Here is a 25,247-nt window from a genome sequence, read left to right as displayed (position 1 = left end):
GGACGGCACGTGCTGCCCCGTGCAGAACCTGCCGATACATGGACGGTCACGCGGACACAGGTCGCGTCGACGTGCCTGAAACAAAGCGACGGGTACCCGGATCGGCGGCTGCCGGGGGCGTGGTTGAATGGCCCGATGGAGAACGAGAACCTGCGCCGCGACGAGGCGGCCGCCCGTTCGGCGCTGTTGGAGACCGAGAGCTACACCGTCGAACTGGATCTTTCCCAGGCGCGTGATGCCCGTGCGCGCAGCTACCGGACCACCAGCACAGTGGTCTTCACCTGCCGGCAGCCCGGCGGTGGGACCTTCCTCGACTTCATCGGTGACGTCACCGCTGTGGAGCTGAATGGCAGGACCCTCGACCCTTCCGCCGTCAGCGACGGCGCCCGGATCCACCTGCACGACCTCGCCGCAGAGAACACCGTGGTGGTGACGGGTCAGGCCCTCTACAGTTCCAGCGGGGAGGGGCTACACCGGTTCGTCGATCCCGCGGACGACGAGACCTACCTGTACACGCAGTACGAGCCGGCCGATGCCCGCCGTGTCTTCGCGAACTTCGAGCAGCCGGACCTGAAGGCCTCGTTCTCCTTCAGCGTCCTCGCCCCCAGCGACTGGACTGTTGCCTCGAACGGGATCGAGACCAGCGTGGAACCGGTCGGAAAGCCGGGTGCCCGCACGTCGCGGTGGGTCTTCGCACCGACGCGCCGGATCTCGACCTACATCACCACTGTGCTCGCCGGGCCGTACCACCGGGAGACCGACACCTGGACGGGCGGGGCCGGGACCGCGGGCGAAGGCCTCGAGGTGCCCCTGGCCCTCTACTGCCGCCGTTCACTCGCCCCGTCCTTCGACGCACCGGAGATCTTCGACACCACGAAGCGCGGCCTCGAATTCTTCCATGGCGTCTTCGACTACCCCTACCCCTTCGGCAAGTACGACCAGGCCTTCGTGCCGGAGTACAACCTCGGCGCCATGGAGAATCCGGGGCTCGTGACCTTTACGGAGAACTACGTGTTCCAGTCCGCCGCCACGGACGCCCAGCGCGAGGGCCGGGCGAACACGATCCTCCACGAGATGGCGCACATGTGGTTCGGCGACCTCGTGACGATGACGTGGTGGGACGACCTCTGGCTGAAGGAGTCCTTCGCGGACTACATGGGCGCCCTCGCCCTCGCCGAAGCCACCCGCTGGCGCACCTCGTGGGTCAGCTTCGCCAATCGACGGAAAGCATGGGCCTACGTGCAGGACCAGCTTCCGACGACGCACCCGATCGTCGCGAACATCCCGGACCTCGAAGCGGCAAAGCAGAACTTCGACGGCATCACCTACGCCAAGGGCGCCTCGGTGCTGAAGCAGCTCGTGGCGTTCGTCGGCCGTGATGCCTTCACCGCTGCCGCACGCCAGTACTTCCGAAAGCACGAATACGGCAATACGACCCTCATGGACCTGCTCGACGTGCTGACCGACGCGACAGGGCAGGACCTCACGGCCTGGTCGCAGTCCTGGCTGCAGACCTCCGGCGTGCCGTCCCTGAGGGCAGAGGTCACGGTCGACGGGAGCGCGTACGGTGGCGTGGCACTCGTGCAGGACGCTGTCGACCCGGTGACAGGCCTCGACGAGCCCCGCCCCCACCGGATCCGTGTCGGGCTCTACACGTTCGACGCCGACGGTTGGCTGGTCCGATCCGCATCGGAGGCCGTGACCGTCACGGGCGGACGCACGCTCGTACCGGCGCTGACGGGCAGGAGGCAGCCCGATCTGCTCCTCGTCAATGACGACGATCTCACCTACGCCAAGCTCTCCTTCGACGACCGGTCCCTCTCGACGCTTCTGACCTCTATCCACCGTCTGAAGGATCCGCTTGCTCGCGCCACCTGCCTCACCGCCCTGTGGTCGAGCACCAGGGATGCCGCCCTGCCGGTCCATGCCTACCTCGATGCCGTGATGCTCGCCGCACCCGCGGAGACGGGCGTCGGCGTCCTTCAGGTCCTGCTGGCGAATGCGCGGACCGCGGTCGAGAGCTTCGCCCCTGCGGTGGAACGCGCCGCCCTGCGCGAGCGGGTGGGGAACTTCCTGTGGGACGGACTCCGCGGCGCCGACGAAGGGTCCGACCACCAGCTCGCCTGGGCCAGGGCGCTGGCGGCCGCAGCGCGCACCGCACCGCGCCCCGCGGACCACCTGCGCGCTCTGCTCGACGGCGACGATAACGTCAGCGGGCTGCGGCTCGACGCCGAACTCCGCTGGTTCTTCCTGCAGGGGCTCGCAGCCCAGCAGCGTGTACTTCCGGGTGAACTCGAGGCGGAGAGGACCGCGGACGCTACGGCGTCCGGCAGGGTCGGTTTCACGCTGGCGTCCGCGGCGATACCGGATGCCTGGATCAAGAAAGCCACCTGGGAGGAGGCCGTCCACGGTACGCGCCTGTCGAACGAACTCCTCAGTGCTGCGATCGAGGGCTTCATGCTGGGTTCGCGGAACCTCATCGGCCAGTACGAGGAACCCTACTTCCGGGCGATCCGCGGCGTATGGGCGACCCGCGGCATAGAGATGGCCGGCAGGATCGTCCGGGGCCTGTACCCGGGTCGCCAGGACCTCGACGGAGAACCCGCGGACCACCCCGTCGTCGTGCGGACGGATGACTGGCTGCACGCCAACGCCGATGCCCCGGCCGCACTCCGCCGCATCATCCTCGAGGAGCGGGACCACCTCGTGCGAGCCCTGACCGCTCAGGCTCAGGGCACGCGGTAGAGCCACTCGTCCGTGCCGAACTTCCGCTCCACCAGATGTTCGGCGCGGCGGAGCTCATCCTCCGACAAGGTGGCGTCGACGGCGCCGAAGCGTTGCCGGAAGGTCGAGATCATCACCTCGATGATCTCCTCGCGCGTCCTGCCGGTCTGCCGTCGCAGGGGGTCCACGCGCTTCTTGGCGCTCCTGGTGCCCTTGTCCGACATCTTCTCCTTGCCGATCCGCAGTACCTCGAGCATCTTGTCCGCGTCGATGTCGTAGCTCATGGTGACGTGGTGCAGCATGCCGCCGTTGGCGAGGCGTTTCTGCGCGGCTCCGCCGATCTTCCCGACCTCCGTCGCGATGTCGTTGAGTGGCTGGTACCAGGCCCTGATGCCGAGCCGCTCCAGCGCTTCCATGACCCAGGCATCGAGGAAGGGGTAGGACTCGGCGAAGCTCAAGCCGTCCACGAGGGACTGCGGGACGTAGATGGAGTAGGTGATGGCGTTGCCGTGCTCCATGAACATGGCTCCTCCCCCGCTGATCCGCCGCACGACTGTCACGCCGTGCCGCTCCACGCCTCCCTGGTCCACCTCGTTCCGCACGGACTGGAAGCTGCCGATCACCACGGACGGTGACTGCCACTCCCAGAACCTGATCGTCGGGTTGCGTGCACCCGCTCCGACGTCGTGCGTGAGGACCTCGTCCATGGCGACATGCATGGGAGTGGACAGCGGCGTCGGAGGGATGATCTCCCACTCGTGGTCCGCGAAGCCCGTAGCCCTGCCGAGCGCCCGCCGGACGGCCGTCGCGATGGCTCCCGCGGAGAAGCCGAACAGGACGACCGAGGGATCGAGGCGGGCCGTGACGGCAGCCGCGATCTCGCCCGGCGCAGTATCGGCGGGCAGCCCCTCGAGTGCGTCATTGATGTCGAGCAGGGCCTCGTCCGGCTCGAGGAAGAAGTCCCCGTTGACGGAGACATCGACCATGCGCCCGTCCCGTATGGAGAGGTCCACGGCAGTGAGCTTCCCGCCGGGCGTCTTGAACTCGCCATGCAGGCGATCCGTGTCCGATTCCTGTTCCATGCTGCGGACCTCCTTGGTGCTGACCCGCTGCGGGTTGCGGCCTTGTGCGCGTGTTCGGTGCGTTAAGCGGGAAAAGCCACGCCGGAGCGGCGTGGCTTTTCCTGAAGGATGGAGCGCGTGCGCCCGTGTGTCCTGTGGTGTGAAAGAACGGGACTACTTCTTGCCGCCGAAGCCCTTGAAGCGGGCGTTGAAGCGCTCGACGCGCCCGGCGGAGTCCATGATGCGCTGCTTGCCCGTGTAGAACGGGTGCGACTCCGAGGAGATTTCGACCTCGATGAGGGGGTAGGTGTTTCCGTCTTCCCACTCGATGGTCTTGGCTGAGCCGACCGTCGACTTGGTCAGGAACGCCTGGTCGGAGGCCAGGTCGCGAAACACGACGGGCTGGTACTTGGGGTGGATATCAGACTTCACGGGACTACCTTCTCTGGTTGCCTGGATTTTGCCAGGCACGGGGGGTACGAAAGGTTGGCAATTGTGCCAGCTGTCAATACTAGCGCAGCCGCACCTGCGTCACGAAATAGCAGCTGCGCCGGCGTCGTACCGGCACTCCCAGAACGCGACCGCGGCTGCTGCCGCGACATTCAGCGAGTCGACGCCGCCGTGCATGGGAATGGTCAGGGCTACGTCCACCTCGGCAAGGGCGCCGGAGCTGAGACCGTTGCCCTCGGTGCCGAGCAGCAGGGCGAGCCGCTCGTGCCGTTGCGCGGGGAATGCTCCGAGTGGAACTGCTCCGGGGACGAGCGCAAGGGCGGCAAGGGTGAAGCCCGCTGCCCGGACCGTGGCGAGCTCGCCGGGCCAGGACGTGAGCCTCACCCAGGGCACCTGGAAGACGCTGCCCATGCTGACACGGACGGCCCGTCGGTACAGCGGATCGGCACTGCGCGGGCTGACCAGGACGGCGTCGATACCGAGCGCAGCCGCCGAGCGGAAGACGGCTCCGAGGTTGGTGTGGTCCACCATGTCCTCGATCACGGCAACACGGCGTGCGCCGGCGAGGACCTCCGTCAGGGGGCGAGATCCCGGCCGCTGCATGGCGGCGAGAGCGCCACGGTGGAGGCGGAAGCCGGTGATCACTTCGAGGGTGGCCTCCGGCGCCACGAAGGCCGGGACGGAAGGGAACCGTGCAATGACGTCCTCGAGGTCGGGCAGCCATTTCGGCGCCAGCAGGAAGGATCGCGGCGCGTGCCCGGCGTCGATCGCACGCCGCAGCACTTTGGGACTCTCTGCGATGTAGAGCCCCTCGGCGGGCTCCTTGGCCAGCCGCAGCTGGACGTCCGTCAGGTTTCGGTAGTCCGACAGGCGGGGATCATCGGCCGAGTCGAGGTGTACGAGCGGCATCAGGCCGCCCCTGCCGCTGCCGAGCGGCCGTCAGGGGCGGAGATCACGCCCGGGCGACCGCGCTGTAGCGACCGTTCTCCTCGGTGACCTTGAGGGCGACGTCGAAGGCAGCGCTCAGGTTCTCTTCGGTGAGGACGACGCCGATCGGACCGGCGGACACCATCTTCCCGTCACGCAGCAGCAGGGCGTGGGTGAATCCGGGCGGCACTTCCTCGAGGTGATGGGTAACCAGCACCATTGCGGGCGCATCCTCGTCGCGGGCGAGTTCCGTCAGCCGCTTCACGAGGTCCTCCCGCCCCGCGAGGTCGAGCCCGGCTGCGGGCTCATCCAGGAGAAGAAGTTCCGGATCGGCCATGAGGGCCCGGGCGATCTGCACGCGCTTGCGCTCACCCTCGCTCAGCGAGCCGAAGGGGCGATTCATGAACCGGGACATGCCCCACGTGTCCAGCAGCCGGAAGGCGCGGCGCTCGTCGAGACGCTCGTACTGCTCGCGCCATCGGCCGGTGACACCGTAGGAGGCGGTGACGACGACGTTCAGGACGGTTTCGTGGTCCGGTACCTGCGACGCGAGCGCCGCCGAGGCCAGCCCGATGCGTGGGCGGAGTTCGAAGACGTCCACGGCGCCCATGACCTCGTCGAGGATTCCGACGACGCCGCGAGTGGGATGCAGGCGTGCACCCGCGAGCTGGAGCAGGGTGGTCTTGCCCGCTCCGTTGGGTCCCATGACCACCCAGCGCTCCCCCGCGCCGACCTGCCAGTCGATCTCGTCGAGAAGGGTCTTGCCGCCCCTGATGAGGCTCACGCCCGCCAGTTCCAGAACGTTCCACATGGTTCTAGACACTAGGCTAAGGAGCGGCTCCGTGGCGAAACCGCCGAACCTGCGAGGCCGGTCTTCCATGCCGTTGATCGCCCCCGCCGGGTTGATCCGAAGCAGCGGGTGTCGGACGAGGGGCGTTGGCATCGTCGACGTCACGAACCGTTCTACGTCGATCACCACAGCAGACGACGCCGACAGCGGCGCAGACAGGGAGCATACGCATGTCGGTAGACACGAGGGTGGTCGCATTCGCGCCGCAGCTCGACGATGGCCACCGGAACCAGCTGGTGACCGCCCTGAACGAGTTCGGCGCCGCCATCAGGAACGAGGCTTTTCAGCGATCGCCGACCTACGACACCCTGACCCTGGACCTGCGCCTCTCCACCGGGCCCGACGTCCTGCGCTCGGTCCTGACGGCCTGGAGTTCCTCCAGCGGGATCAACGCTGCCGTCGTACCGGCACCGGTCTACCTGCCCGGCCCCAAGCTGCTGATCATGGACGTGGACTCGACGCTCATCAAGCAGGAGGTCATCGAACTGCTCGCCGCGCATGCCGGGCGGGAGGCGGAGGTGGCCGCAGTGACGGAGGCGGCCATGCGCGGCGAACTCGACTTCACCCAATCCCTGCACCACCGGGTACGCGCTCTCGAAGGCCTGCCGGCGTCCGTGATCGACGAGGTGGTCGGCCGGATCGAGCTGAGCGACGGTGCGGAACTGCTCGTCGCGGCCTATCTTGATGCCGGGCACACCGTCGGCGTCGTATCCGGCGGTTTCTCGCAGGTACTGGGACCGCTGGCGGCGCGGCTCCGTCTGTCCTTCGCACGCGCGAACGATCTCGAGATCGAGGACGGCGTCCTCACCGGTCGCGTGTCCGGTGCCGTCGTCGACCGCCGCGAGAAGGAGCGGGTGCTCCGGGCCGAGGCTGATCGCGCCGGTGTGGACCTGTCCTCGACGATCGCCGTGGGCGACGGCGCGAACGACCTCGACATGCTGGCGGCGGCGGGGCTCGGCGTGGCCTTCAACGCCAAACCCGCTGTCCGGGCAGCCTCGGACGCCGCGCTCGACCTGCCGGACCTCGACGTCGTCCGCCATTTCGCCGGTCTCTGACCTGTCGCGCAGGCCCTCCTGCCTCGGATCGTCCCGCCCTGGATCGTCCCGCCCTGGACCGTTCGCGAGGCAGGACTGCGGGAAGCGCAGCGTCTCCGGCCCGAATCAACTCTTGGCGATGAAGTCCTCGGCACCGCCCACGTACTCGGTGTGGCCGGTCGGGACGTCGGCCGTCGCCATCCTCACGATCTCGGTGGCGAATTCCGCCACCGAGTAGAGGCGCCCCGCCTCCTGGCGGCGGGCCTCGATGGCTCCGGGGGTGGCGCGATCGAGCAGGGTCGCCGTGACCGTGCCCTCGATCATGTCGCCGGAGACGACGACGAGGGAGATGCCCTTCTCGTCGAGTCGGGGGATCAGGTCCCGCAGTGCGTCCTCACCGGCCCGCTTGCTGCGGGCGACCGGCTCGTAGGCCTCCATCGTCTCGACCTTCTCGATGAAGTGCGCCTGGTGGCTCGTGATGAACACGACGCGTGAGCCGGACGGCATGACATCGGCGGCAGCCGTGAGCATGGCGACCTGTGCGTCGCGGTTGAGGCGAAGGGCGTAGTCCTCGCCCATCGACGTCTCCATGCCGCCCGAGGCGTTGAGCACCAGCAGGTTCAGCCCCCCGAAGGTCGAGACGGCCGCATCGACAAGCGCGGCCGGACCCTCCGGCGTGGTCAGGTCCGCGCCGACCGCGACGGCCTTGCCACCCGCAGCCTCGATGCCCGCTACGACCTTGTTGGCGCGGGGCGCCTTCTGGCGGTAGTTGACGACGACCGCGGCGCCCTGCGCTGCGAGCAGCTGCGCGACATCGGCGCCGATGCCCCTGGATGATCCGGTGACGATTGCTGTGGTTCCCTCGAGGGTGGCCATGGTGCTCCTTGGGGTGGGGGTTGGTGTGGAGAGCTGCAGTGTTGGGAGAAGATCGCGCGGGATGGCGAGGCGGTGCCTCAGTGACCCATGCCGAGGCCGCCGTCGACCGGGATGACCGCACCCGAGATGTAGCCGGCGGCGTCGCCGGCCAGCCAGGACACGACGCCCGCGACCTCCTCCGGTGAGGCGAAGCGTCCGGCGGGAATGGTGGCGAGATAGCTCTTCCGCGTGGCTTCGGGCAACTCGGCCGTCATGTCGGTGTCGATGAATCCGGGCGCGACGACGTTGGCCGTGATACCCCGCGAGCCGAGTTCCCGGGTGAGGGACCGGGCCATGCCCACCAGCCCGGCCTTCGACGCGGAATAGTTGATCTGGCCGGGCGCTCCGTACAGTCCGGTCACGCTGGAGATGAGGATCACGCGGCCGCGCCTGAGGCGGATCATTCCGCGTGACGCCCGCTTCACCACGCGGAAGGCACCGGTGAGGTTGGTGTCGATGACGTCGGTGAAGTCGCTCTCGGTCATGCGCATGAGCAGCGTGTCCCGCGTGATTCCGGCGTTGGCGACGAGGACCTCCACCGGACCATGCTCCGCCTCGACCTGGGTGAAAGCGGCATCGATCTGCTGCTCGCTGGTGACATCGGCCCTGACGCCGAGCATCCCTTCAGGAACGTCACCACTTCGGTAGGTGATGGCAACCTTGTCGCCGTTGGCTACGAATACCTTGGCGATAGCCAAACCGATCCCGCGGTTTCCTCCGGTAATGAGGACGCTGCGGCCGGTGGCCGTCGTCGTGTTGTCTGCACCAGGTGCCACGGGGAGAACTCCTCTGTCTGCGGGCCGGAAGGGGTCCACGTTGTCCATATCGGCGATCGCGCGCACGAGCCGGCGGAGCTTCCGAGCTTCCACGGGTCTTGCCTGCGGCGACGCGTCAAACTATCCCGACGATCCTAGCGGCGCATCCCTCGACTTCGGGAACCAGGCCCGAAGTGAGATAATAGAGGCAGTCTTTTTGGAGTGTGATGAGTAAGCAAACGAAGCACAACACAGACGTCCACAGCATTTCAGACGCACGTGAATCGCACAGCGATGAGATGCGAACACGAATGATCCGCTACACCATATCGATGAGCATCCGCCTCATCTGCTTCATCCTCGTTTTCGTGGTTCCCTACGTCTGGCTGCAATGGGTCATGATCGCCGGTGCGGTCTTCCTGCCCTATTTCGCCGTCATCGTCGCCAATGGCGGCGGTGACACCAGCAACATCAGGCACAGCGATGCGCTGATCGATCGTGCGCCGGTCCGCGAGATCGAGGCCAGGGTCGTCGACGCCGGTCCCGACGACGGTGATGATGACGTGCTGAGCGGGGAGATCATCGACGACGCGGCTCACCCCGCGCAGCACGGTTCGCATTCCGCCGGCTACGGCAAACCGGGTACAGATGCCTGAGGTGCCACCGGTACAAGGACCCGCAGTCGCCTCGACCGCGGGCCTCGGTCTGTTCGCGGCTCCCCAGCGTGCGGCCGGAGCGAGCCCGGTCTGCTCGCGCAAGGGGTGCCGCGACGACGCCTCCTGGCAGCTCCTGTGGAACAACCCGCGCATCCACACCCCCGACCGCCGGAAGGCCTGGGCGTCCTGCCCGACCCATGTGGAGTGGTTCGAGGAGTACCTCCGGGAGCGCGGTCTGTGGAAGGAGACCCTCCCCCTGACCGCCAACCATCCGCCGGAGATCCGCTAGGTGTACCGCTTCCTCTTCTCCGTGCGCTGGTTCGGGTGGCTCGTCATGGTGATGGTGCTCGCTGCGGGCTGCGTCGGCCTGGGTCGCTGGCAGCTTGACCGGCGCGAGGCCGTCGTCGAGAACATCCAGCGCATCGAGGCGAACTACGACGCAACCCCGGAGCGGTACGTGCCGGGCGAGAACGGGTTCGACCGGTATCAACCGTCGCGGGAATGGACCCCCATCACCTTCACCGGGACCTATGACGTCGCCAACCAGGTCATCGCGCGCAACCGCCCTCTCAACGGGCAGCCGGGGTACGAGGTGCTCACGCCGCTGAAGCTCGACGACGGCACGGCCGTGATCATCGACCGGGGATGGCTGCCGATCGGCAATGCCGAGGCAGGACGCCCGGATGAGGTACCGGAACCGCCGGCCGGTCAGGTCGAGGTCACCGCCAGGATGAAGCCGGGCGAGCCCTCGGTCAACCGCGGCGCACCGGAGGGGCAGGTGGCGTCCATCGACCTCGCCGCCCTGTCCGAGCGGCTGGACTATCCACTCCAGGATGCCGCCTACGGCCTCCTCGCACTCGAGCGGCCGGGAGCCGCGCAGACACCGGTCGCGGCTCCGAAACCCTCGATCGACGAGGGCCCACACCTCTCGTACTCCCTGCAATGGTTCGCATTCGGCGTCCTCGCGTTCGTGGGACTGGGCTATGCCGCACGGCTGCAGCGCAGGACGAACGCCGAACAGGACGGAACAGCCACCCACCGACCGGTCCGACGGCGCCGTCGTCCCTCCTCGGAGGAGGACGAGGACGCCATCCTCGATGCCCAGGGGATCCGCTAGCGCGGGACGCGCGCTCGGCCCGCTGGCCCCCCGGCGCGTTCCGGAGGCCCGTCAGGTCCGTCGGGTCCGTCAGGTCCGTCGGGTCCGTCGGGTCCGTCAGGTCCGTCAGGTCCGTCAGGTCCGTCAGGTCCGTCAGGCGAGGGTGACGAGCTCCAGGTAGTCCTGGTTCCAGAGGTCCTCGATGCCGTCGGGCAGCAGGACCACGCGCTCGGGATCGAGCGCATCCACGGCGCCTTCATCATGGCTGACCATCACCACGGCTCCGCTGTAGTTCTTCAGCGCACCGAGGATCTCCGCGCGGCTCGCGGGGTCGAGGTTGTTGGTGGGCTCGTCGAGCAGCAGGACATTGGCCGAGGACGCCACGATCGTGGCCAGAGCCAGGCGCGTCTTCTCGCCACCGGAGAGGACGCCTGCGGGCTTGTCGACGTCGTCGCCCGAGAAGAGGAACGATCCAAGGATGCCCCGCACCTCGGCGTCCTGCATGTCGGGCGCGGAGGATTTCATGTTCTCGAGGACCGAGCGCTGCGTGTCCAGCGTCTCGTGCTCCTGTGCGTAGTACCCGACCTTCAGTCCATGGCCCGCGATGACCTGTCCGGTGTCGGGCTTGTCTACGCCGGCCAGCATCCGCAGCAGCGTGGTCTTGCCGGCGCCGTTGAGTCCGAGGATGACGACCTTCGATCCGCGATCGATCGCCAGGTCGACGTCGGTGAATATCTCCAGTGAGCCGTACGACTTGCTGAGTCCCTCCGCCGTCATGGGGGTCTTGCCACAGGGAGAGGGCTCGGGGAACCGGAGTGCTGCCACGCGGTCCGAGGTGCGGACCGCATCGAGCCCGCCGAGCAGGCGTTCGGCACGCTTCGCCATGTTCTGCGCGGCTACGGCCTTCGAGGCCTTGGCGCGCATCCTGTTGGCCTGATCCATGAGGACCTGCGCCTTCTTCTCAGCATTCGCGCGCTCGCGCTTCCGGGCTCGCTCATCCGTCTCGCGCTGGAGCTGGTAGCGCTTCCACCCCATGTTGTAGATGTCGATCGTCCCCCTGTTGGCGTCCAGCTGGAACACCTTGTTGACGGTCGCCTCGAGCAGTTCGACATCGTGGCTGATCACGATCAGGCCGCCCTGGTGGTTCTTCAGGAAGTCCCGCAGCCAGGTGATGGAGTCGGCGTCCAGGTGGTTGGTGGGCTCGTCGAGGAGCATGGTCTCGGCACCCGAGAAGAGGATGCGCGCCAGTTCGACACGCCTGCGCTGACCGCCGGAGAGCGTCTTGAGGGGCTGGTTCAGGATGCGCTCGGGCAGTGAGAGGTTCGAGGAGATCGCCGCTGCCTCTGCTTCCGCGGAGTAACCGCCACCGGCGAGGAAGGCGGCCTCGATGCGGTCGTAGCGTGCCATGGCCTTGTTGCGCACTGAGTTCTTGTCGCTGGCCATGTCCTCCTGCGCCTGACGGAGTTCGGTGACGACGGCGTCGAGGTTCCGCGCCGAGAGGATCCTGTCCCGGGCGAGCTGCTCCATGTTCGGTGTGCGCGGGTCCTGGGGCAGGTAGCCGATCTCACCTGAACGCGTCACCGTGCCTCCGGCCGGCAGCGCCTCTCCGGCCAGCACCTTGGTGAGGGTGGTCTTGCCGGCGCCGTTGCGGCCGACGAGTCCAATCTTGTCACCCTTGTCCACGCGGAAGGACACCTCGTCCATGAGCAGGCGGGCGCCAGCCCGCAGCTCCAGGTTCGACACGTTGATCACGATGAGGCCTTTCGATGGTGCCAGAGACGGCGTTTGTTGTAGGAATCCCACAAAGGATTCCCTGGTGACCGGCGCTAGTCTCGGTACAGAAGCAGTTACGGCTGGAGGAAGTCGACATATCACCGGAGCAACCGGTGCGACTCCGGCCCGCTGAAGGAGCGTGAGCCATGCAGCCGACCGAGAAGACCGTCGCCGGACCGGCCGGCAGCAGCCGATCGTCATCCCGCAAGCGGTGGGACACCACCGATCTCTCGCTGGTCGCGGTCTTCGCCGCCCTCATCGCCGCCCTTGCAATCGTACCCGGTATCCCGGTGGGTCCGCTCGGCGTGCCCATCACCCTGCAAACACTCGGGGTGATGCTGGCCGGCGTCGTACTCGGTCCGGCCCGCGGGACCGCCGCCGTCCTGCTCTATCTCGTCGCGGGACTCATCGGCCTACCGGTCTTCAGCGGCTTCAGTGGCGGGTTCGGCGTGCTCGCGGGACCCTCGGCGGGATACCTGGTGGCCTTCCCTCTTGCGGCCCTCGTCGCCGGGCTCCTCGCCGTTGTCATCATCCGCAGGGCCACGCGCTTCCGGGCAGCACTGCTGTTCCTGGCGTGCCTCGCAGCGAGCCTGCTGACCATCCATCCCCTGGGCGTGGCCGGACTCATGGTCAATGCCGGGTTGCCCCTCCGTGACGCCATCCTCATCGATGCCGCCTATCTTCCTGGCGACGTCCTCAAGAACATCCTCGCCGCCCTGCTCGCGGTATCGGTCCACCGGGCATTCCCGCGCCTCCTCTCGCGGCGCGCGTAGTGGAAGCAGCCCGTGAGTAGATCCTGGTCGAGGCGTGATTGAGTTCCGGGCCGCAGAGGTCCGGTCCGACGACGACCAGCGGATGCTGCTGCAGCCGCTCACGCTCACGCTGTCCGAGCGGCGCGTATCGATCATCGGCGCCAACGGCTCGGGCAAGTCGACCCTGCTGCGTCTCATCAACGGACTCCGAACACCCTCGGCGGGATCCGTCGCTGTCTTCGGCAGGGATACCCGGACCGACTCCCGCGCCGTGCGGCAGTCGGTCGGCTTCGTCTTCACGGATCCCCTGTCCCAACTCGTCATGCCCACGGGACGCGAGGACGTCGAGCTCTCGCTCAGGGTCCGCAAGCTGCCGACGGCCGAGCGCCGGCGCCGCGGCGAAGAGGTCCTAGGGCGCTTCGGTGTACACCACCTCGCCGACCGCAGCATCTACGACCTCTCGGGTGGCGAGCGGCAGATCCTCGCACTCGCGGTGGTCCTCGCCGTGGAACCCCGTGTCCTCGTGGCCGACGAGCCGACCACGCTGCTGGACCTGCGGAACGACGCCCTCGTCCGTGCGCTGATCGCAGGGCTCGATCAGCAGGTCGTCTTCACGACCCACAATCTCGATTTCGCGCTCGAGAGCGAGAGGACCCTCGTCATCGACGACGGGCAAATCGTGTTCGACGGTCCGCCCCCGGACGCCGTCGCCCGCTATCGCGCACTGGCAGGACGATCCGCTGACGCGCCGGGCCTGGACCGGACGAACGGGCCATGAGGGGGTACGGCAGCACGCTGGGCCTCTACCAGCACGGTCAGGGGTTCCTCTACCGCACGCCCCTGTCCCTGAAGGCCGTCGCCTCACTCGCCTGCGCCGTCGCCGTCGTCACCTGGAGATCGCCGTCGACGACGGCGATCACCCTGACGGTGACACTGTGTGCACTCCTGATCGGCGCGCATCTCTCGCCCCTGCGCATCCTGCGGATGCTCGCTCCGGCGGCGCCGGTTCTGGCGATCCTGGCCCTGTACCAGGGCCTGGCACAGGGCTGGCTCCGGGCCTTCACCGTGGTCGGGGGCATCACCGCCTGCCTCCTGGCGGCCCGAGCGGTGACGCTCACCACCCCGATGCAGTCCCTGCTCGACGGAGTGGTCAGGCTCGTCCGGCCGTTCCGCGTGGTCGGCGCCGACCCGGAGCGCTTCGCCCTCGCCCTGTCCATCATGCTTCGGAGCATCCCCTACCTCGCCGGGCTGTTCATGGACGTGCGCGAGGCGGCTCGGGCGCGCGGCCTCGAGAGGAATGCACGTGTCGCCGTCACTCCCCTGGTAATCGGCGCCGTCGCGTACGCGCACCGGACAGGTGAGGCCCTTGCCGCGCGGGGTCTGGGCGAGCACGACGGCGACCGGGACAGGGGCATGGATCCCCACGACCCGGGCGCCTGACGGCACCGGCCCGGGCAGCCACTTCCCTCGGAAACGACGAAAGGCGGCCCCAGCCTTCGCTGGAACCGCCCCTCGACAGGCGGGGTGCCTGTGATGCTGCTCAGATGTTGAAGCCCAGGGCCCGCATCTGATCGCGGCCGTCTTCGGTGATCTTTTCGGGACCCCAGGGCGGCATCCATACCCAGTTCAGACGCCATTCATCGACGACGCCGTCCAGAGCCTGACCGACCTGCTCCTCGATCACGTCGGTCAGCGGGCACGCTGCCGTCGTGAGCGTCATGTCGATCAGGAGGGCGCCGTCGTCGGCGTACTTCAGGCCGTACAGAAGGCCGAGGTCGACGATGTTGACGCCGAGTTCCGGGTCGATCACGTCCCGCAGCGCTTCCTCGACGTCGTCAAGCGCGGTTTGCGCCTGCTGCACATCACTCATCGAACTGTTCCTTTCGAGCGTCCCGGCAGCGAAGACCGGGAAATCGGAGTGGTCCTAGGCTTCGACCGGAGTCTGCGCCGTGAACCGATCGTAGCCCTCTGCCTCGAGCTGGTCTGCGAGTTCGGGCCCGCCCTGCTCGGCGATCCGCCCGGCGACGAACACGTGGACGAAGTCAGGCTTGATGTAGCGGAGGATACGCGTGTAGTGCGTGATGAGCAGCGTGCCCATCTCGCCCTTCGAGTGCTCGCGGTTGACGCCCTCGGAGACGACCTTGAGTGCGTCGACGTCGAGCCCGGAGTCGGTCTCGTCGAGAATGGCGAAGCGCGGTCGGAAGAGTTCCAGCTGCAGGATCTCGACGCGCTTCTTCTCGCCGCCCGAGAAGCCCTCGTTGACGTTGCGCTGGGCGAAGTCGGCGTCGATACGCAGCTGCGCCATTGCCGTCTTCACGTCCTTGGTCCAGTGACGCAGGCTTGGCGCCTCGCCGTCGAGCGCGGTCTTGGCCGTACGGAGGAAGTTCGTCATGGTCACGCCGGGCACCTCGACGGGGTACTGCATGGCCAGGAACAGGCCTGCCCGTGCGCGCTCGTCGACGCTCATCGACAGGACGTCCTCACCGTCGAGGGTGATGGTTCCGCCGTCGACCTTGTAGCGGGGGTGGCCGGCGATGGTCGAGGCGAGGGTCGACTTGCCGGAGCCGTTGGGGCCCATGATCGCGTGCGTCTCACCGGTGTTGATCGTCAGCGTGACGCCCTTGAGGATAGGGACATTGCCCTGCTCGGTGTCGATGCTGACGTGCAGGTCCTTGATTTCAAGTGTGGACATCGTGTTCTTTCTCCTTCGCCTGCTGTGCAGGAAGTGTGCAGGAAGTGCGTGTGCGGCGGCGGTCAGCCGAACTGCGGTGCCGGCGCTCCGTTGGTGACATTCGAGACATCGACGTAGACGTTGCCGTCATGGATCTCTAGGGCGAATACCGGGACCGGCTCGTACGCCGGGAGCTGCAGCGGCGCACCGCTGCGGAGGTCGAACTGGGAACCATGGCCCCAGCATTCGATCGCACAGCCCTCGACGTCGCCCTCCGAGAGCGAGATGTCCGCGTGGGAACAGGTGTCTCCCAGCGCGTGGATCTGCCCGTCGGAGTCGCGGACGACGACAACGGGATAGTCGTCGATGAGGACGCGCAGAGCCTGCTTGACCTCGATGTCGTCGACGTTGCAGATCAGCTCGCCGCGGGGTTCCACGGCCATCAGAGGTTGCCTGCGGCGAGCTCGCGCTCCACCGATTCGGACAGCCGCTCCTCGAGGGAGGGCACCTTGATCTGCTGGATGACCTCGTTGAGGAACCCGCGCACCACGAGCCGCCGTGCGGTCACCTCGGGGATGCCGCGGGCCATCAGGTAGAAGAGGTGCTCGTCGTCGAACCGGCCGGTGGCACTGGCGTGGCCCGCACCTTCGATGAGACCCGTCTCGATCTCGAGGTTCGGGACGGAGTCCGCGCGCGCGCCGTCCGTCAGGATGAGGTTGCGGTTGGTCTCGTAGGTGTCCGTGCCTTCGGCCGCTTTGCGGATGAGGACGTCACCCACCCAGACAGTGTGCGCACCCGCACCCTGCAACGCTCCCTTATAGGTCACGCGGGACTTGCAGTTCGGTACGGCGTGATCCACCAGGAGGCGCTGTTCGAGGTGCTGGCCGGCGTCGGCGAAATACAGTCCGTACATCTCGACCTCGGCGCCGGGAGCGGTGAAGATCGACGACGGCGTGAGGCGCACGAGATCACCGCCGAGGCTGACGACGACGTGCTTGTAGCGCGCGTCGCGGCCGATCTTCGCCTGCTGCGAGGAGACGTGTACGGCGTCGTCGTCCCACTCCTGGACGCTGACGACCGTGAGATCCGCGCCGTCACCGACGACGATCTCGACGTTCTGCGCGAGTGTGGCAGACCCGTGGTGGTCGATGACCACCACGGCCTTGGAGAATGCCTCGGCCGTGATCAGGATGTGCTGGGCAGCTGCCTCGGCGTGCGTGCCCGTGACGCTGACCATGACCTCGCCGTCGGCCACCGTCTCCTTCGGAACGGTGATGACCGTGGCTTCGGTGAACGTGTGCCATGCTGCTGCGGACACGCGATCCTCGGGGGTCGCCGACGCTCCAAGGCGGGCGTCACCACGACCGACGGTCTCGACGGTGACATTGCCCGCACCCGTGACCTCGATCGACGGGGCTGAGCCGTTCAGTTCCTCGGTGTGCAGGCCGCGGAGACGCTTGAGCGGCGTGAAACGCCAGTCCTCCTCGAGCCCCGTGAGCGTCGGGAAGTCGGCGAGGTCGAAGGACCTGCGACGCTCTCCCCGGGACGCCTCGGGAACTACGGGCGCGTTGCCGTGGCTGTGCTTCTTCAGGCCGAGCTGCTCGCTGCCGGCGTTCTGCGCGGAGAGACTTTCGCCCTGCTCCGTGAAGCCGTCGATCGCAGCCGACCTGTCGATGGCACCTGACGGTGCACCGAGGCGGGCCTTCTCGTCGAGGTCACCGAGATCGGTGACCTCGCCCTCGGGTGCGGTGTTGGGCGTGAATTCCGTGTGGGTGGTTTCAGCCATCGCTAGCCTACGGCCCCTTCCATCTGCAGTTCGATCAGCCGGTTCAGCTCGAGCGCGTACTCCATGGGCAGTTCACGTGCGATCGGCTCGATGAAGCCGCGCACGATCATGGCCATGGCTTCGTCCTCGGGAAGCCCGCGGGACATGAGGTAGAACAGCTGCTCCTCGCTGACGCGCGAGACGGTGGCCTCATGGCCCATGGTGACGTCGTCCTCACGGATGTCCACGTACGGGTACGTGTCCGACCGCGAGATCGTATCCACCAGGAGCGCGTCGCAACGGACCGTGTTCGCGGAGTGTTTCGCACCCTCGCGTATCTGGACGAGTCCGCGGTAGGCGGCCCGACCGCCGCCGCGAGCGACAGACTTCGAGACGATCGAGGACTTGGTGTTGGGTGCGATGTGCACCATCTTCGATCCGGTGTCCTGGTGCTGTCCCTCGCCTGCGAAGGCGATGGACAGGGTTTCGCCCTTGGCGTGCTCCCCCACGAGGTAGACGGCCGGGTACTTCATGGTGACCTTCGAACCGATGTTGCCGTCGATCCACTCCATCGTCGCGCCCTCGTGTGCGATCGCACGCTTGGTAACGAGGTTGTACACGTTGTTCGACCAGTTCTGGATGGTGGTGTACCGGACGCGGGCGCCCTTCTTGACCACGATCTCGACGACGGCCGAGTGCAGGGAGTCCGACGTGTAGATCGGGGCGGTGCAGCCCTCGATGTAGTGCACGTAGGAGTCCTCGTCCGCGATGATCAGCGTGCGCTCGAACTGGCCCATGTTCTCGGTGTTGATGCGGAAGTAGGCCTGCAGGGGGATCTCGACGTGGACGCCCTTGGGGACGTAGACGAAGGATCCGCCGGACCAGACGGCCGTGTTCAGCGACGCGAACTTGTTGTCGCCGACGGGGATGATCGAGCCGAAGTACTCCTTGAAGATCTCCGGGTGCTCACGCAGTGCGGTATCCGTGTCGAGGAAGATGACGCCCTGGCGCTCGAGGTCCTCGCGGAGCTGGTGATACACGACCTCGGACTCGTACTGCGCCGCGACGCCTGAGACGAGGCGCGCACGCTCCGCCTCGGGGATGCCGAGCTTCTCGTACGTGTTGCGGATGTCCTCGGGGAGGTCCTCCCACGTGTTGGCCTGCTTCTCCGTGGAGCGCACGAAGTACTTGATGTTGTCGAAGTCGATGCCGGAGAGGTCTGCACCCCAGGCGGGCATGGGCTTGCGGTCGAAGTACTTGAGGCCCTTGAGCCGGAGATCGAGCATCCACTGGGGCTCGTTCTTCTTCGCGGAGATGTCGCGGACGACGTCCTCGCTCAGGCCACGGCGCGCGTTGTCGCTGACCTCGTTCTTATCAGCCCAGCCGTACTGGTAGGTGCCGATGCCCTCGAGCTCCGGGTTCTTCTCCAGAATGTCGCTGATCACCGACTCCGGCACTGCCGACGCGGCTGGCTTGCGGTCTACTTGATCCGTCATCATGGCCTTCCTTGCTGATGGATGGATAACGTTGCTGGTGTGCTGGGCGGCGCGGCTTCAGGGGCGGCCGGTTGAGCGGCGTTCCCGGGAGCGTCCGGGCTGGCCGGTGCGGCATGAGCCGCCGTCGTCCGTCCCAGGGGTATGTGGGTCGTGCAGACGTGGCCGCCACCGGCCAAGGTGGAGAGGCGGCGGACGTCGACGCCGAGCAGGCGGGCGAACACGCCGGTCTCCTGCTCGCAGAACGCAGGGAAGGCGGAGGCCAGTCCCTGGATGGGGCAGTGTCCCTGGCAGAGCTGCACGCTGGGCATCGCGGATCGGATGGCATGTGGGGCGGTGCGGGCTCCGCGTCCCTGGGGAAGCCCGACGGTCTTGGTGGATCCGACGAAGCCGTCCGTGCTCAGCGCCCCTGCAAGGGCACGTGCACGCGCCTCCACATCCGGGCCTGCGGCCTCGACGAGGGGACGGTAGCGCTCCTCCATTCCGGAGAAGCGAATGCGGGCAAATTCCTCGATGGCCTCGGGACCTGCAGCTTCGCCGAGCTGGCTCAGGGCGGCTATGGCGATATCGAGGTAGTCGTTTCCCATTTTGGTCTGTCCGCGTCGGCTGAGGACGTAGCGACGGGCCGGGCGACCGGCGCCGGTCGCGGAACTCCGGACCCGCTTGACCTCGATGAGCCCGTCATGGGACAACGCATCCAGGTGGCGGCGCATGGCGGCCGGTGTGAATCCGAGGCGGTCGCCGAGCTCGGCAGCACTCACCGGACCGCGCTCGAGGACCGCCGACAGCACGCGGTCACGCGTGCGCTCGTCGGGATCGGGGGAGACGATCTGCGCTGTCAGTTCAGGTTCCGGCGCGCTGTGGGCCAGGACGTCACCGGAGGGCGCAACGGCGGCACGCGGTGTTGCGGTCACAGTCCGATCCTTCCGTTGGCGACAAAATACACAACATAAGCATGACGTAATGTATTCCGTCACACCACTTAGGCGAGGCTACCCATCAGGCACCCTTCGACGGACTACTACCTGACGTAGAATCATGGCGTGCCGACTACCGCCCCTGCCCTCGAGATCGATGGCCTGATCAAGGATTTCGGCCCTGTCGGCGCCCTCGACGGCCGGATGGTACGTGTGCTCGACGGCGTGAACCTCCGCGCCCTGCACGGAGCGGTCACCGTGCTGCTGGGCGCGAACGGAGCAGGTAAGACGACGACCCTCGAGTGCGCACAGGGCCTGCAGCGTGCCAACGGCGGGCTCGTGCGCCTTCTCGGCGAGGACCCTTACCGGGCATCGCCGGCCCTCCGGGCGCGCGTCGGAGTCATGCTGCAGGACGGCGGACTCCCGCCGTCGGTGCGACCTCTCGCACTTCTCCGCCATGTCGCGTCCATGTACAGCGCCCCCCTGCCCGTCGACGCCCTCGCCGAACGGCTCGGCCTCGACGAATTCGGCGCCGTCTCCATCCGGCGGCTCTCCGGCGGGCAGAAACAGCGGCTGGCCCTCGCCTGCGCCCTCGTGGGTCGGCCGGAGGTCGTGTTCCTCGACGAGCCGAGCGCTGGACTCGACCCGCAGTCCCGCACCATCGTGTTCGACCTCATCCGTGAGCTCCGAGCCGACGGACTCGCTGTGATCCTCACGACGCACCTGCTCGACGACGCGCAGAGACTTGCCGACTACGTGTACATCGTCGAGGGTGGCCGGACCGTCGCGGAGGGTACGGTCGCCGAGCTCACGGCGGACAAGGACTCCGACGGCGTGCGCGAGCTGCGGTTCGACACGGTGCCCGGGCTCACGCTCCCGCCCGAGCTCCTCCCCCACCTGCGCCAACTCGAATCGGAGCCCGGGCAGTACGTCCTCCGCGGAGAACTCACCGCTTCCGACGTAGCACACCTCGCCCAGTGGTGGGCCGCATGCGGAGTCATGCCCACGACCATCTCCCTGGCCCCCCGCTCCCTCGAGGACGTCTTCCTCGACATCTCCGGACGGAGCATCCGATGAGGGCGACGTCCGGTACGCAGGGCGCAGCGGCCACGTCGCCGTCGAGGGCGACGAGTGGATCTGCTGCCGGCCTGCCTGCGCGCATCCTGCGCCAAGGCGCGTACGAATCCCTGGCGATGCTCCGCAACGGGGAGCAACTGGTGCTCGCGATCGTCCTGCCGCTCCTGGCACTGGCCGCCCTGGTGATTACTCCGCTGCTGGACGCTCATGGACCGAGCCGCATCGACATCGCGGCGCCCGGCGTCCTCGCCCTGTGCACCATGTCGACGGCCTTCACCGGCCAGGGTATCGCCACGGGCTTCGACCGGCGATACGGCGTCCTCCGCTTCCTGTCCACGACACCACTCGGCCGATCCGGACTGATCCTCGGCAAGGCGGTAGCCGTCGTCGCGGTCCTGGCCGTCCAGCTCGTGGTGATCGGTGGTGCGGCCGTGCTGCTGGGATGGTCCCCCCGGCCCGAGGGTATTCTGCCGGCGGCACTCCTGCTGCTCGTCGGATCCGCTGCCTTCACCGCCCTGGGTCTTCTGGTGGCCGGCACCCTCCGGCCGGAGGCCACACTCGCCGTCACCAACCTGGTGTGGATACTCCTCGCCGCCGCCGGAGGAATCATCATCCCGGCATCCGGCCTTCCCACCGCCGTCGAGCCGCTCGTCTCCGTCCTGCCATCCGCTGCTCTCGGTGACGGACTGCGGAGCGCCCTGCTGGACGGCGTCCTCGATCCCATCGCGTGCCTGGTGCTTCTCGCCTGGGCCTCCCTCGCTAGCCTGGCGGCCATCCGCTGGTTCAAATGGAGCTGATGACATGACTCTTCCCGCGCTCTCCCGATTCACGGACGCTCTACCCCGGACAACCACGCCACTCGTGCGCCGCCTGGCCATAGCGTCCCTGGTCTCGCAGATCGCCATCGTCGTGACCGGCGGTGCGGTCCGGCTCACGGCCTCGGGGCTCGGGTGCCCGGAATGGCCGCGCTGCACGCCGGAGTCGATCGTGACCACGCCCGAGATGGGCTTCCACGGCGTGATCGAGTTCGGCAACCGGCTCCTGACCTTCGTGCTCGTCATCATCGCGGTCGCCATGATCGTGTCCGTGCTGGGCCTCCGGCGGGAGCGCAAGGACCTGTTCCGCCTGTCCGTCGGACTCTTCCTCGGCATCCCGGCGCAGGCCGTCATCGGCGGCATCACCGTGTGGACCGGCCTGAACCCGTGGGTCGTGGGACTCCACTTCATCGTCTCGATGATCCTCGTGGCGCTCGCGACCGTCCTCGTCGATCGCGCCCGCCTCTCCACGGAGCAGTACCGGCTCCACCGCGCACCTGCCGCCCCTCCCCTGCTGCGGCAGCTCCTCGTCACCTCGACCGTGCTGACGTCGGTCGCCGTCGTCCTCGGCGTGATCGTGACGGGATCCGGGCCCCACGCAGGAGACCAGGGCGCCGCCCGGAACGGGCTCGACTCCGACCTCATGACACGGCTCCACGCGCTACCGGTCTACCTGCTCGTGGCCACGGTGGCGCTCGCCGTCGTCGTCGCCTACCGCGCCCAGGTCGAGGGGAAGCTGCGCAGGGCGCTCCTCCTGCTGGCCGCCGTCGTGCTCGCCCAGGGAGCCATCGGCTATACCCAGCACTTCCTGCACCTGCCGGTCGTCCTCGTGGCGCTGCACATGCTCGGGGCGTCTCTGCTCATGTCGGCGGCGATCCACGCGCACTACACGGGGACCACGCGGAGGACCCTTCCCGGCAGTACCGCGCCGTCAAGGCTCCCGCAGGCCGTCGCCTAGGCTCTTGGCGCCCACGCCACTCGCGCCAGCAGGGCCGGTGGTGACGAATCGAACCGCTCAGTCGTCGTCGAACTCGGTCTCGAGCACATCGAGGAGGCGGCCCAGCTCGCGCAACTCGGACCCCGGGCTCGGCAGCAGCGGAGGCCTCGGATCACCGGCAGCGATCCCGCAGGCCCGCGCCAGCAGATGGAGACCGCTGATCTTCCTCAGGCCCGTGACGTGGTCCACCAGCGGACCGAGGACGTGCCGCACGCGGTCCACCTCGCGCTGGTCCCCGGCGACGACGGCAAGGCGCAGGCGCGCGTAGTACTTCGGGAGGATCGCGGCCGGGCCGCTGTGCCATGCATCAGCCGGCACCTCGCCCGTCAGCATGAGGACGTCACCACTTACCCCGTGGCTGAAGGGGCCGGGAACGAGGGCCTCCAATTCGCGGTGCCGTGCGTTGAAGGTCCGCGCGTCTGCCGCCGTGTCCTTGAAGGCGACCACCTGTGGGATGGCGGCGAGTTCGGCGACCACCTGCAGGGAATAGTCGAACTGGGTGGTACCCGGATTGTTGTACAGGCAGATCGGAAGGTCCGTCGCTGCGCAGACCGCGCGCACCTGGGCCAGCACCTCGTCATCCGTGAGGGGTACGTAGGAGACAGGAGAGAGGACGAGTCCCGCAGCACCCGCCGCTTCGGCGTCGACGGCCGCCTCGAGTACCTCACGGGTGCCGACGGAGCTGATACCCACAGCAACCGGCACCCGGCCGGCGACGGCGTCGATCGCGGTCCTCGCGACCTCCGCGCGTTCCCCCCGGTCGAGGTAGGCGAAGCTGCCCGAGGATCCGAGGACCGTGATCGCATCGACGTCCGCAGCCGCGAGACCCTCGATGTGGTTGCGGAGGTCCCCGTGCGAAACGGAACCGTCCTCCTGGAAGGGTGTGACGGGGTAGGCGATCAGGCCGGTGAAGTCCATGACTGCCAGCCTAGGGGAACAGCGGTGCCCCGGCGCTCGCTCGCTGTCGGACCCGCCCCGGCCGTCCGGATCAGGGCAGAACTGCCGATCCGACGAACGGGTCGACGGCGAGGGCCAGGAAGAGGACCGTCAGGTAACTGATGGACCCGTGGAAGACCTTCATGGCTGCCTTGTTGGTCAGCTCGCCCTGCTGCGCGAGGGAGTACAGGCGATGGGACTCGCGGATGAACCACGCACCACCGATGACGGCGGCAACGGAGTAGACCCAGCCGGCCCCGGCGGGGATCAGCAGGAGTGAGCATGCTGCCATCGCCCACGCGTAGAGGACCACCTGGACCGAGACGACGCGCGCGCCGGCGATGGCGCCGAGCATCGGTACGTTGGCCGCGTTGTAATCGTCGCTGTACTTCATGGAAAGCGGCCAGTAGTGCGGCGGTGTCCACAGGAAGATGATGAGGAACAGCACGACGGCGGGCCAGTCCACCGAGTTCGTGACCGAGGCCCAGGCGATGAGGACGGGCATGCACCCTGCGGCCCCGCCCCAGACTATGTTCTGGGAGGTGCGGCGCTTGAGCACCACGGTGTACACCACGACGTACAGGAAGATGGCGGCGATCCCGAGCATGCCCGCCAGCGGGTTCGCTCCGAACCAGAGCACCGCGATCGCGACGATGCCGAGGATCCAGGAGAAGACGAGGGCTTCACGTGGCGTGACCTCACCCGTGACGAGCGGCCGGTTCTCGGTCCGGTGCATCAGCTTGTCGATGTCACGGTCGATGTAGCAGTTGAAGGCTCCTGCGCTACCGGCGGCAAGCGCTCCGCCGACCATCGTCGCGAGAATCAGGCCGAGCGGAGGGAACCCGCCCTGGGCGAAGATCATGGTGGGAAGAGTGGTCACCAGGAGAAGCTCGATCACGCGGGGCTTCGTCAGAGCGAGGTATGCCTTCGCTTTGCGTCCGAAACCCTGACGGGCCTGCGGGGAACGCGCCGGAGCAGGAACCTGCTGGGTCTTCACAAGGCAACACTTTCGTTTCTTCCGGAGTAAAAGACAGTGCCCATCATACCCTTTTACGCCGTGTAGAAATCGGAGCCCTTTCCGCTTCCGCCGCCGTCGCCGTCGTGATCGCCCGCGCCGACGTTCCCGCCATCGCTACCGTTCGCTACCGTCGCCCTATGGCGGCGGTAGCGATGGAAGGCACTGAACCGACAATGGGAGCCGTTACGCGTCCCGCGCGCAATGTCCTGGTGTGAGGAACGACATTCTTCGACTCCCACGGCCCAACGCAGGCCCGAAGGGATAGTCTGGTTTGAAAGCCCGCTGTGGAAGCATGCCCGGAATGAGTCACCCGGGCTCAGTGCTGTCTCCGGTCGGAGCCGAACTTTGCAGGATTCAATGGTGAACGGCCAGCCTGACGGCGTGCCTGGAGGCATTTCCCGTCAACAGCTAGATGGCCGTTCCGGACAGAGAGGGGCCCGGAAACGTGCCACAGACGCAACAGCAGGAATTGACCTGGACCGAGCTTGATCAGAGGGCGGTTGATACGGTTCGTGTTCTGGCCGCGGATGCGGTGGAGAAGGTGGGGAATGGGCATCCGGGGACG

The 25,247-nt window shown here is 67.4% G+C and carries 27 protein-coding genes; 12 read left to right on the top strand and 15 right to left on the bottom strand.

Annotation, left to right across the window (positions count from 1 at the left end):
• The first annotated feature begins 135 nt into the window (after positions 1-135).
• On the top strand, positions 136-2,745 hold the full coding sequence (gene pepN, locus RCH21_RS15190) for an aminopeptidase N (protein WP_326965090.1): 2,610 nt from the start codon (positions 136-138) through the stop codon (positions 2,743-2,745).
• Here the strand turns inward: pepN and RCH21_RS15185 are convergent.
• The 4 genes from RCH21_RS15185 to RCH21_RS15170 form a co-directional block, all read right to left on the bottom strand.
• Entirely contained in the window at positions 2,730-3,806 is a 1,077-nt protein-coding gene (locus tag RCH21_RS15185; RefSeq protein ID WP_326965089.1) for a lipoate--protein ligase family protein, read from the bottom strand. The two genes, pepN and RCH21_RS15185, sit on opposite strands and share 16 nt — an antisense overlap.
• A 153-nt stretch (positions 3,807-3,959) precedes the next feature.
• A complete protein-coding gene (locus RCH21_RS15180; RefSeq protein WP_120150123.1) occupies positions 3,960-4,217 on the bottom strand; it encodes a type B 50S ribosomal protein L31 in 258 nt (85 codons plus the stop codon).
• Between the two features lie 99 nt (positions 4,218-4,316).
• Positions 4,317-5,144: a TrmH family RNA methyltransferase gene (locus tag RCH21_RS15175; RefSeq protein ID WP_326965088.1), complete on the bottom strand. Its 828-nt coding sequence runs from the start codon at positions 5,142-5,144 to the stop codon at positions 4,317-4,319.
• 43 nt (positions 5,145-5,187) lie between these two features.
• Positions 5,188-5,973 carry an ABC transporter ATP-binding protein gene (locus RCH21_RS15170; RefSeq protein WP_120150125.1) on the bottom strand — a complete coding sequence of 262 codons (786 nt, stop codon included), beginning with the start codon at positions 5,971-5,973 and terminating at the stop codon, positions 5,188-5,190.
• A gap of 209 nt (positions 5,974-6,182) precedes the next feature.
• On the opposite strand from RCH21_RS15170, the gene serB reads away from it, so the two are divergent.
• Positions 6,183-7,067: a phosphoserine phosphatase SerB gene (gene serB, locus RCH21_RS15165; protein ID WP_326965087.1), complete on the top strand. Its 885-nt coding sequence runs from the start codon at positions 6,183-6,185 to the stop codon at positions 7,065-7,067.
• Positions 7,068-7,172: 105 nt separating this feature from the next.
• Here the strand turns inward: serB and RCH21_RS15160 are convergent, their stop codons facing one another.
• Both RCH21_RS15160 and RCH21_RS15155 read right to left on the bottom strand, forming a co-directional pair.
• The gene (locus tag RCH21_RS15160; RefSeq protein WP_326965086.1) at positions 7,173-7,922 is read right to left on the bottom strand and encodes an SDR family oxidoreductase; all 750 of its coding nucleotides are present in this window, start codon (positions 7,920-7,922) and stop codon (positions 7,173-7,175) included.
• Between the two features lie 77 nt (positions 7,923-7,999).
• Positions 8,000-8,830 (bottom strand): beta-ketoacyl-ACP reductase, encoded by an 831-nt coding sequence (locus tag RCH21_RS15155; protein ID WP_326965085.1) that lies wholly within the window; start codon positions 8,828-8,830, stop codon positions 8,000-8,002.
• 113 nt (positions 8,831-8,943) lie between these two features.
• Between RCH21_RS15155 and RCH21_RS15150 the strand changes: the two genes are divergently transcribed.
• From RCH21_RS15150 to RCH21_RS15140, 3 genes are read left to right on the top strand one after another with little or no spacing between them, the layout of a single operon-like run.
• The gene (locus RCH21_RS15150) at positions 8,944-9,372 is read left to right on the top strand and encodes a DUF3099 domain-containing protein (RefSeq protein ID WP_120150128.1); all 429 of its coding nucleotides are present in this window, start codon (positions 8,944-8,946) and stop codon (positions 9,370-9,372) included.
• On the top strand, positions 9,365-9,661 hold the full coding sequence (locus RCH21_RS15145) for a hypothetical protein (protein ID WP_326965084.1): 297 nt from the start codon (positions 9,365-9,367) through the stop codon (positions 9,659-9,661). The genes RCH21_RS15150 and RCH21_RS15145 overlap by 8 nt, the downstream gene beginning before the upstream one ends.
• Entirely contained in the window at positions 9,662-10,489 is an 828-nt protein-coding gene (locus RCH21_RS15140) for an SURF1 family cytochrome oxidase biogenesis protein (protein ID WP_326965083.1), read from the top strand.
• A 132-nt stretch (positions 10,490-10,621) separates the two neighbouring features.
• Here the strand turns inward: RCH21_RS15140 and RCH21_RS15135 are convergent, their stop codons facing one another.
• Positions 10,622-12,220: an ABC-F family ATP-binding cassette domain-containing protein gene (locus tag RCH21_RS15135; RefSeq protein WP_120150130.1), complete on the bottom strand. Its 1,599-nt coding sequence runs from the start codon at positions 12,218-12,220 to the stop codon at positions 10,622-10,624.
• A gap of 167 nt (positions 12,221-12,387) precedes the next feature.
• Here RCH21_RS15135 and RCH21_RS15130 point away from each other — a divergent pair, with 167 nt between their 5' ends.
• The 3 genes from RCH21_RS15130 to RCH21_RS15120 all read left to right on the top strand — a co-directional run bounded on the left by RCH21_RS15130 (position 12,388) and on the right by RCH21_RS15120 (position 14,433).
• Positions 12,388-13,014 carry a biotin transporter BioY gene (locus RCH21_RS15130; protein WP_326965082.1) on the top strand — a complete coding sequence of 209 codons (627 nt, stop codon included), beginning with the start codon at positions 12,388-12,390 and terminating at the stop codon, positions 13,012-13,014.
• 82 nt (positions 13,015-13,096) lie between these two features.
• Entirely contained in the window at positions 13,097-13,771 is a 675-nt protein-coding gene (locus tag RCH21_RS15125; RefSeq protein WP_326965130.1) for an energy-coupling factor ABC transporter ATP-binding protein, read from the top strand.
• A complete protein-coding gene (locus RCH21_RS15120; protein ID WP_326965081.1) occupies positions 13,768-14,433 on the top strand; it encodes an energy-coupling factor transporter transmembrane component T family protein in 666 nt (221 codons plus the stop codon). Before RCH21_RS15125 ends, RCH21_RS15120 begins: the two co-directional genes overlap by 4 nt.
• A gap of 100 nt (positions 14,434-14,533) precedes the next feature.
• Here the strand turns inward: RCH21_RS15120 and RCH21_RS15115 are convergent, their stop codons facing one another.
• The 6 genes from RCH21_RS15115 to RCH21_RS15090 all read right to left on the bottom strand — a co-directional run bounded on the left by RCH21_RS15115 (position 14,534) and on the right by RCH21_RS15090 (position 19,791).
• Positions 14,534-14,863 (bottom strand): metal-sulfur cluster assembly factor, encoded by a 330-nt coding sequence (locus RCH21_RS15115; protein ID WP_120150133.1) that lies wholly within the window; start codon positions 14,861-14,863, stop codon positions 14,534-14,536.
• 54 nt (positions 14,864-14,917) lie between these two features.
• Complete coding sequence (gene sufC / locus RCH21_RS15110) at positions 14,918-15,685, bottom strand: Fe-S cluster assembly ATPase SufC (protein WP_120150134.1); 768 nt, start codon at positions 15,683-15,685, stop codon at positions 14,918-14,920.
• 62 nt (positions 15,686-15,747) lie between these two features.
• Positions 15,748-16,107, bottom strand: coding sequence for a non-heme iron oxygenase ferredoxin subunit (locus RCH21_RS15105; protein ID WP_326965080.1), 360 nt, complete (start codon positions 16,105-16,107; stop codon positions 15,748-15,750).
• Positions 16,107-17,450 (bottom strand): Fe-S cluster assembly protein SufD, encoded by a 1,344-nt coding sequence (gene sufD, locus RCH21_RS15100; protein ID WP_326965079.1) that lies wholly within the window; start codon positions 17,448-17,450, stop codon positions 16,107-16,109. Before sufD ends, RCH21_RS15105 begins: the two co-directional genes overlap by 1 nt.
• A 2-nt stretch (positions 17,451-17,452) precedes the next feature.
• A complete protein-coding gene (sufB, locus tag RCH21_RS15095) occupies positions 17,453-18,925 on the bottom strand; it encodes a Fe-S cluster assembly protein SufB (RefSeq protein WP_120150137.1) in 1,473 nt (490 codons plus the stop codon).
• Complete coding sequence (locus tag RCH21_RS15090) at positions 18,925-19,791, bottom strand: helix-turn-helix transcriptional regulator (protein WP_120150152.1); 867 nt, start codon at positions 19,789-19,791, stop codon at positions 18,925-18,927. The genes sufB and RCH21_RS15090 overlap by 1 nt, the downstream gene beginning before the upstream one ends.
• 174 nt (positions 19,792-19,965) lie before the next feature.
• Here RCH21_RS15090 and RCH21_RS15085 point away from each other — a divergent pair, with 174 nt between their 5' ends.
• The 3 genes from RCH21_RS15085 to RCH21_RS15075 are packed head-to-tail and all read left to right on the top strand — an operon-like array spanning position 19,966 to position 22,689.
• Positions 19,966-20,916, top strand: coding sequence for an ABC transporter ATP-binding protein (locus RCH21_RS15085; RefSeq protein ID WP_326965078.1), 951 nt, complete (start codon positions 19,966-19,968; stop codon positions 20,914-20,916).
• Complete coding sequence (locus RCH21_RS15080; RefSeq protein ID WP_326965077.1) at positions 20,913-21,713, top strand: ABC transporter permease; 801 nt, start codon at positions 20,913-20,915, stop codon at positions 21,711-21,713. The genes RCH21_RS15085 and RCH21_RS15080 overlap by 4 nt, the downstream gene beginning before the upstream one ends.
• Positions 21,714-21,717: 4 nt before the next feature.
• Entirely contained in the window at positions 21,718-22,689 is a 972-nt protein-coding gene (locus RCH21_RS15075) for a COX15/CtaA family protein (protein ID WP_326965076.1), read from the top strand.
• 57 nt (positions 22,690-22,746) lie between these two features.
• Here RCH21_RS15075 and RCH21_RS15070 read toward each other — a convergent pair whose 3' ends face one another.
• Positions 22,747-23,646, bottom strand: a complete 900-nt coding sequence (locus RCH21_RS15070; RefSeq protein WP_326965075.1) for a dihydrodipicolinate synthase family protein — start codon at positions 23,644-23,646, stop codon at positions 22,747-22,749.
• A gap of 70 nt (positions 23,647-23,716) precedes the next feature.
• Positions 23,717-24,661, bottom strand: coding sequence for a heme o synthase (locus RCH21_RS15065; RefSeq protein ID WP_326965074.1), 945 nt, complete (start codon positions 24,659-24,661; stop codon positions 23,717-23,719).
• 433 nt (positions 24,662-25,094) lie between these two features.
• On the opposite strand from RCH21_RS15065, the gene RCH21_RS15060 reads away from it, so the two are divergent.
• On the top strand, positions 25,095-25,247 hold a 153-nt coding region (locus tag RCH21_RS15060), incomplete at its 3' end, for a hypothetical protein (RefSeq protein WP_326965129.1).

Source organism: Arthrobacter sp. PL16 (assembly GCF_035985055.1).
GTDB lineage: Bacteria > Actinomycetota > Actinomycetes > Actinomycetales > Micrococcaceae > Arthrobacter_D > Arthrobacter_D cheniae.
Note: the sequence above shows the minus strand (reverse complement) of the source record. Positions and strands in the feature narration are given on the sequence as shown.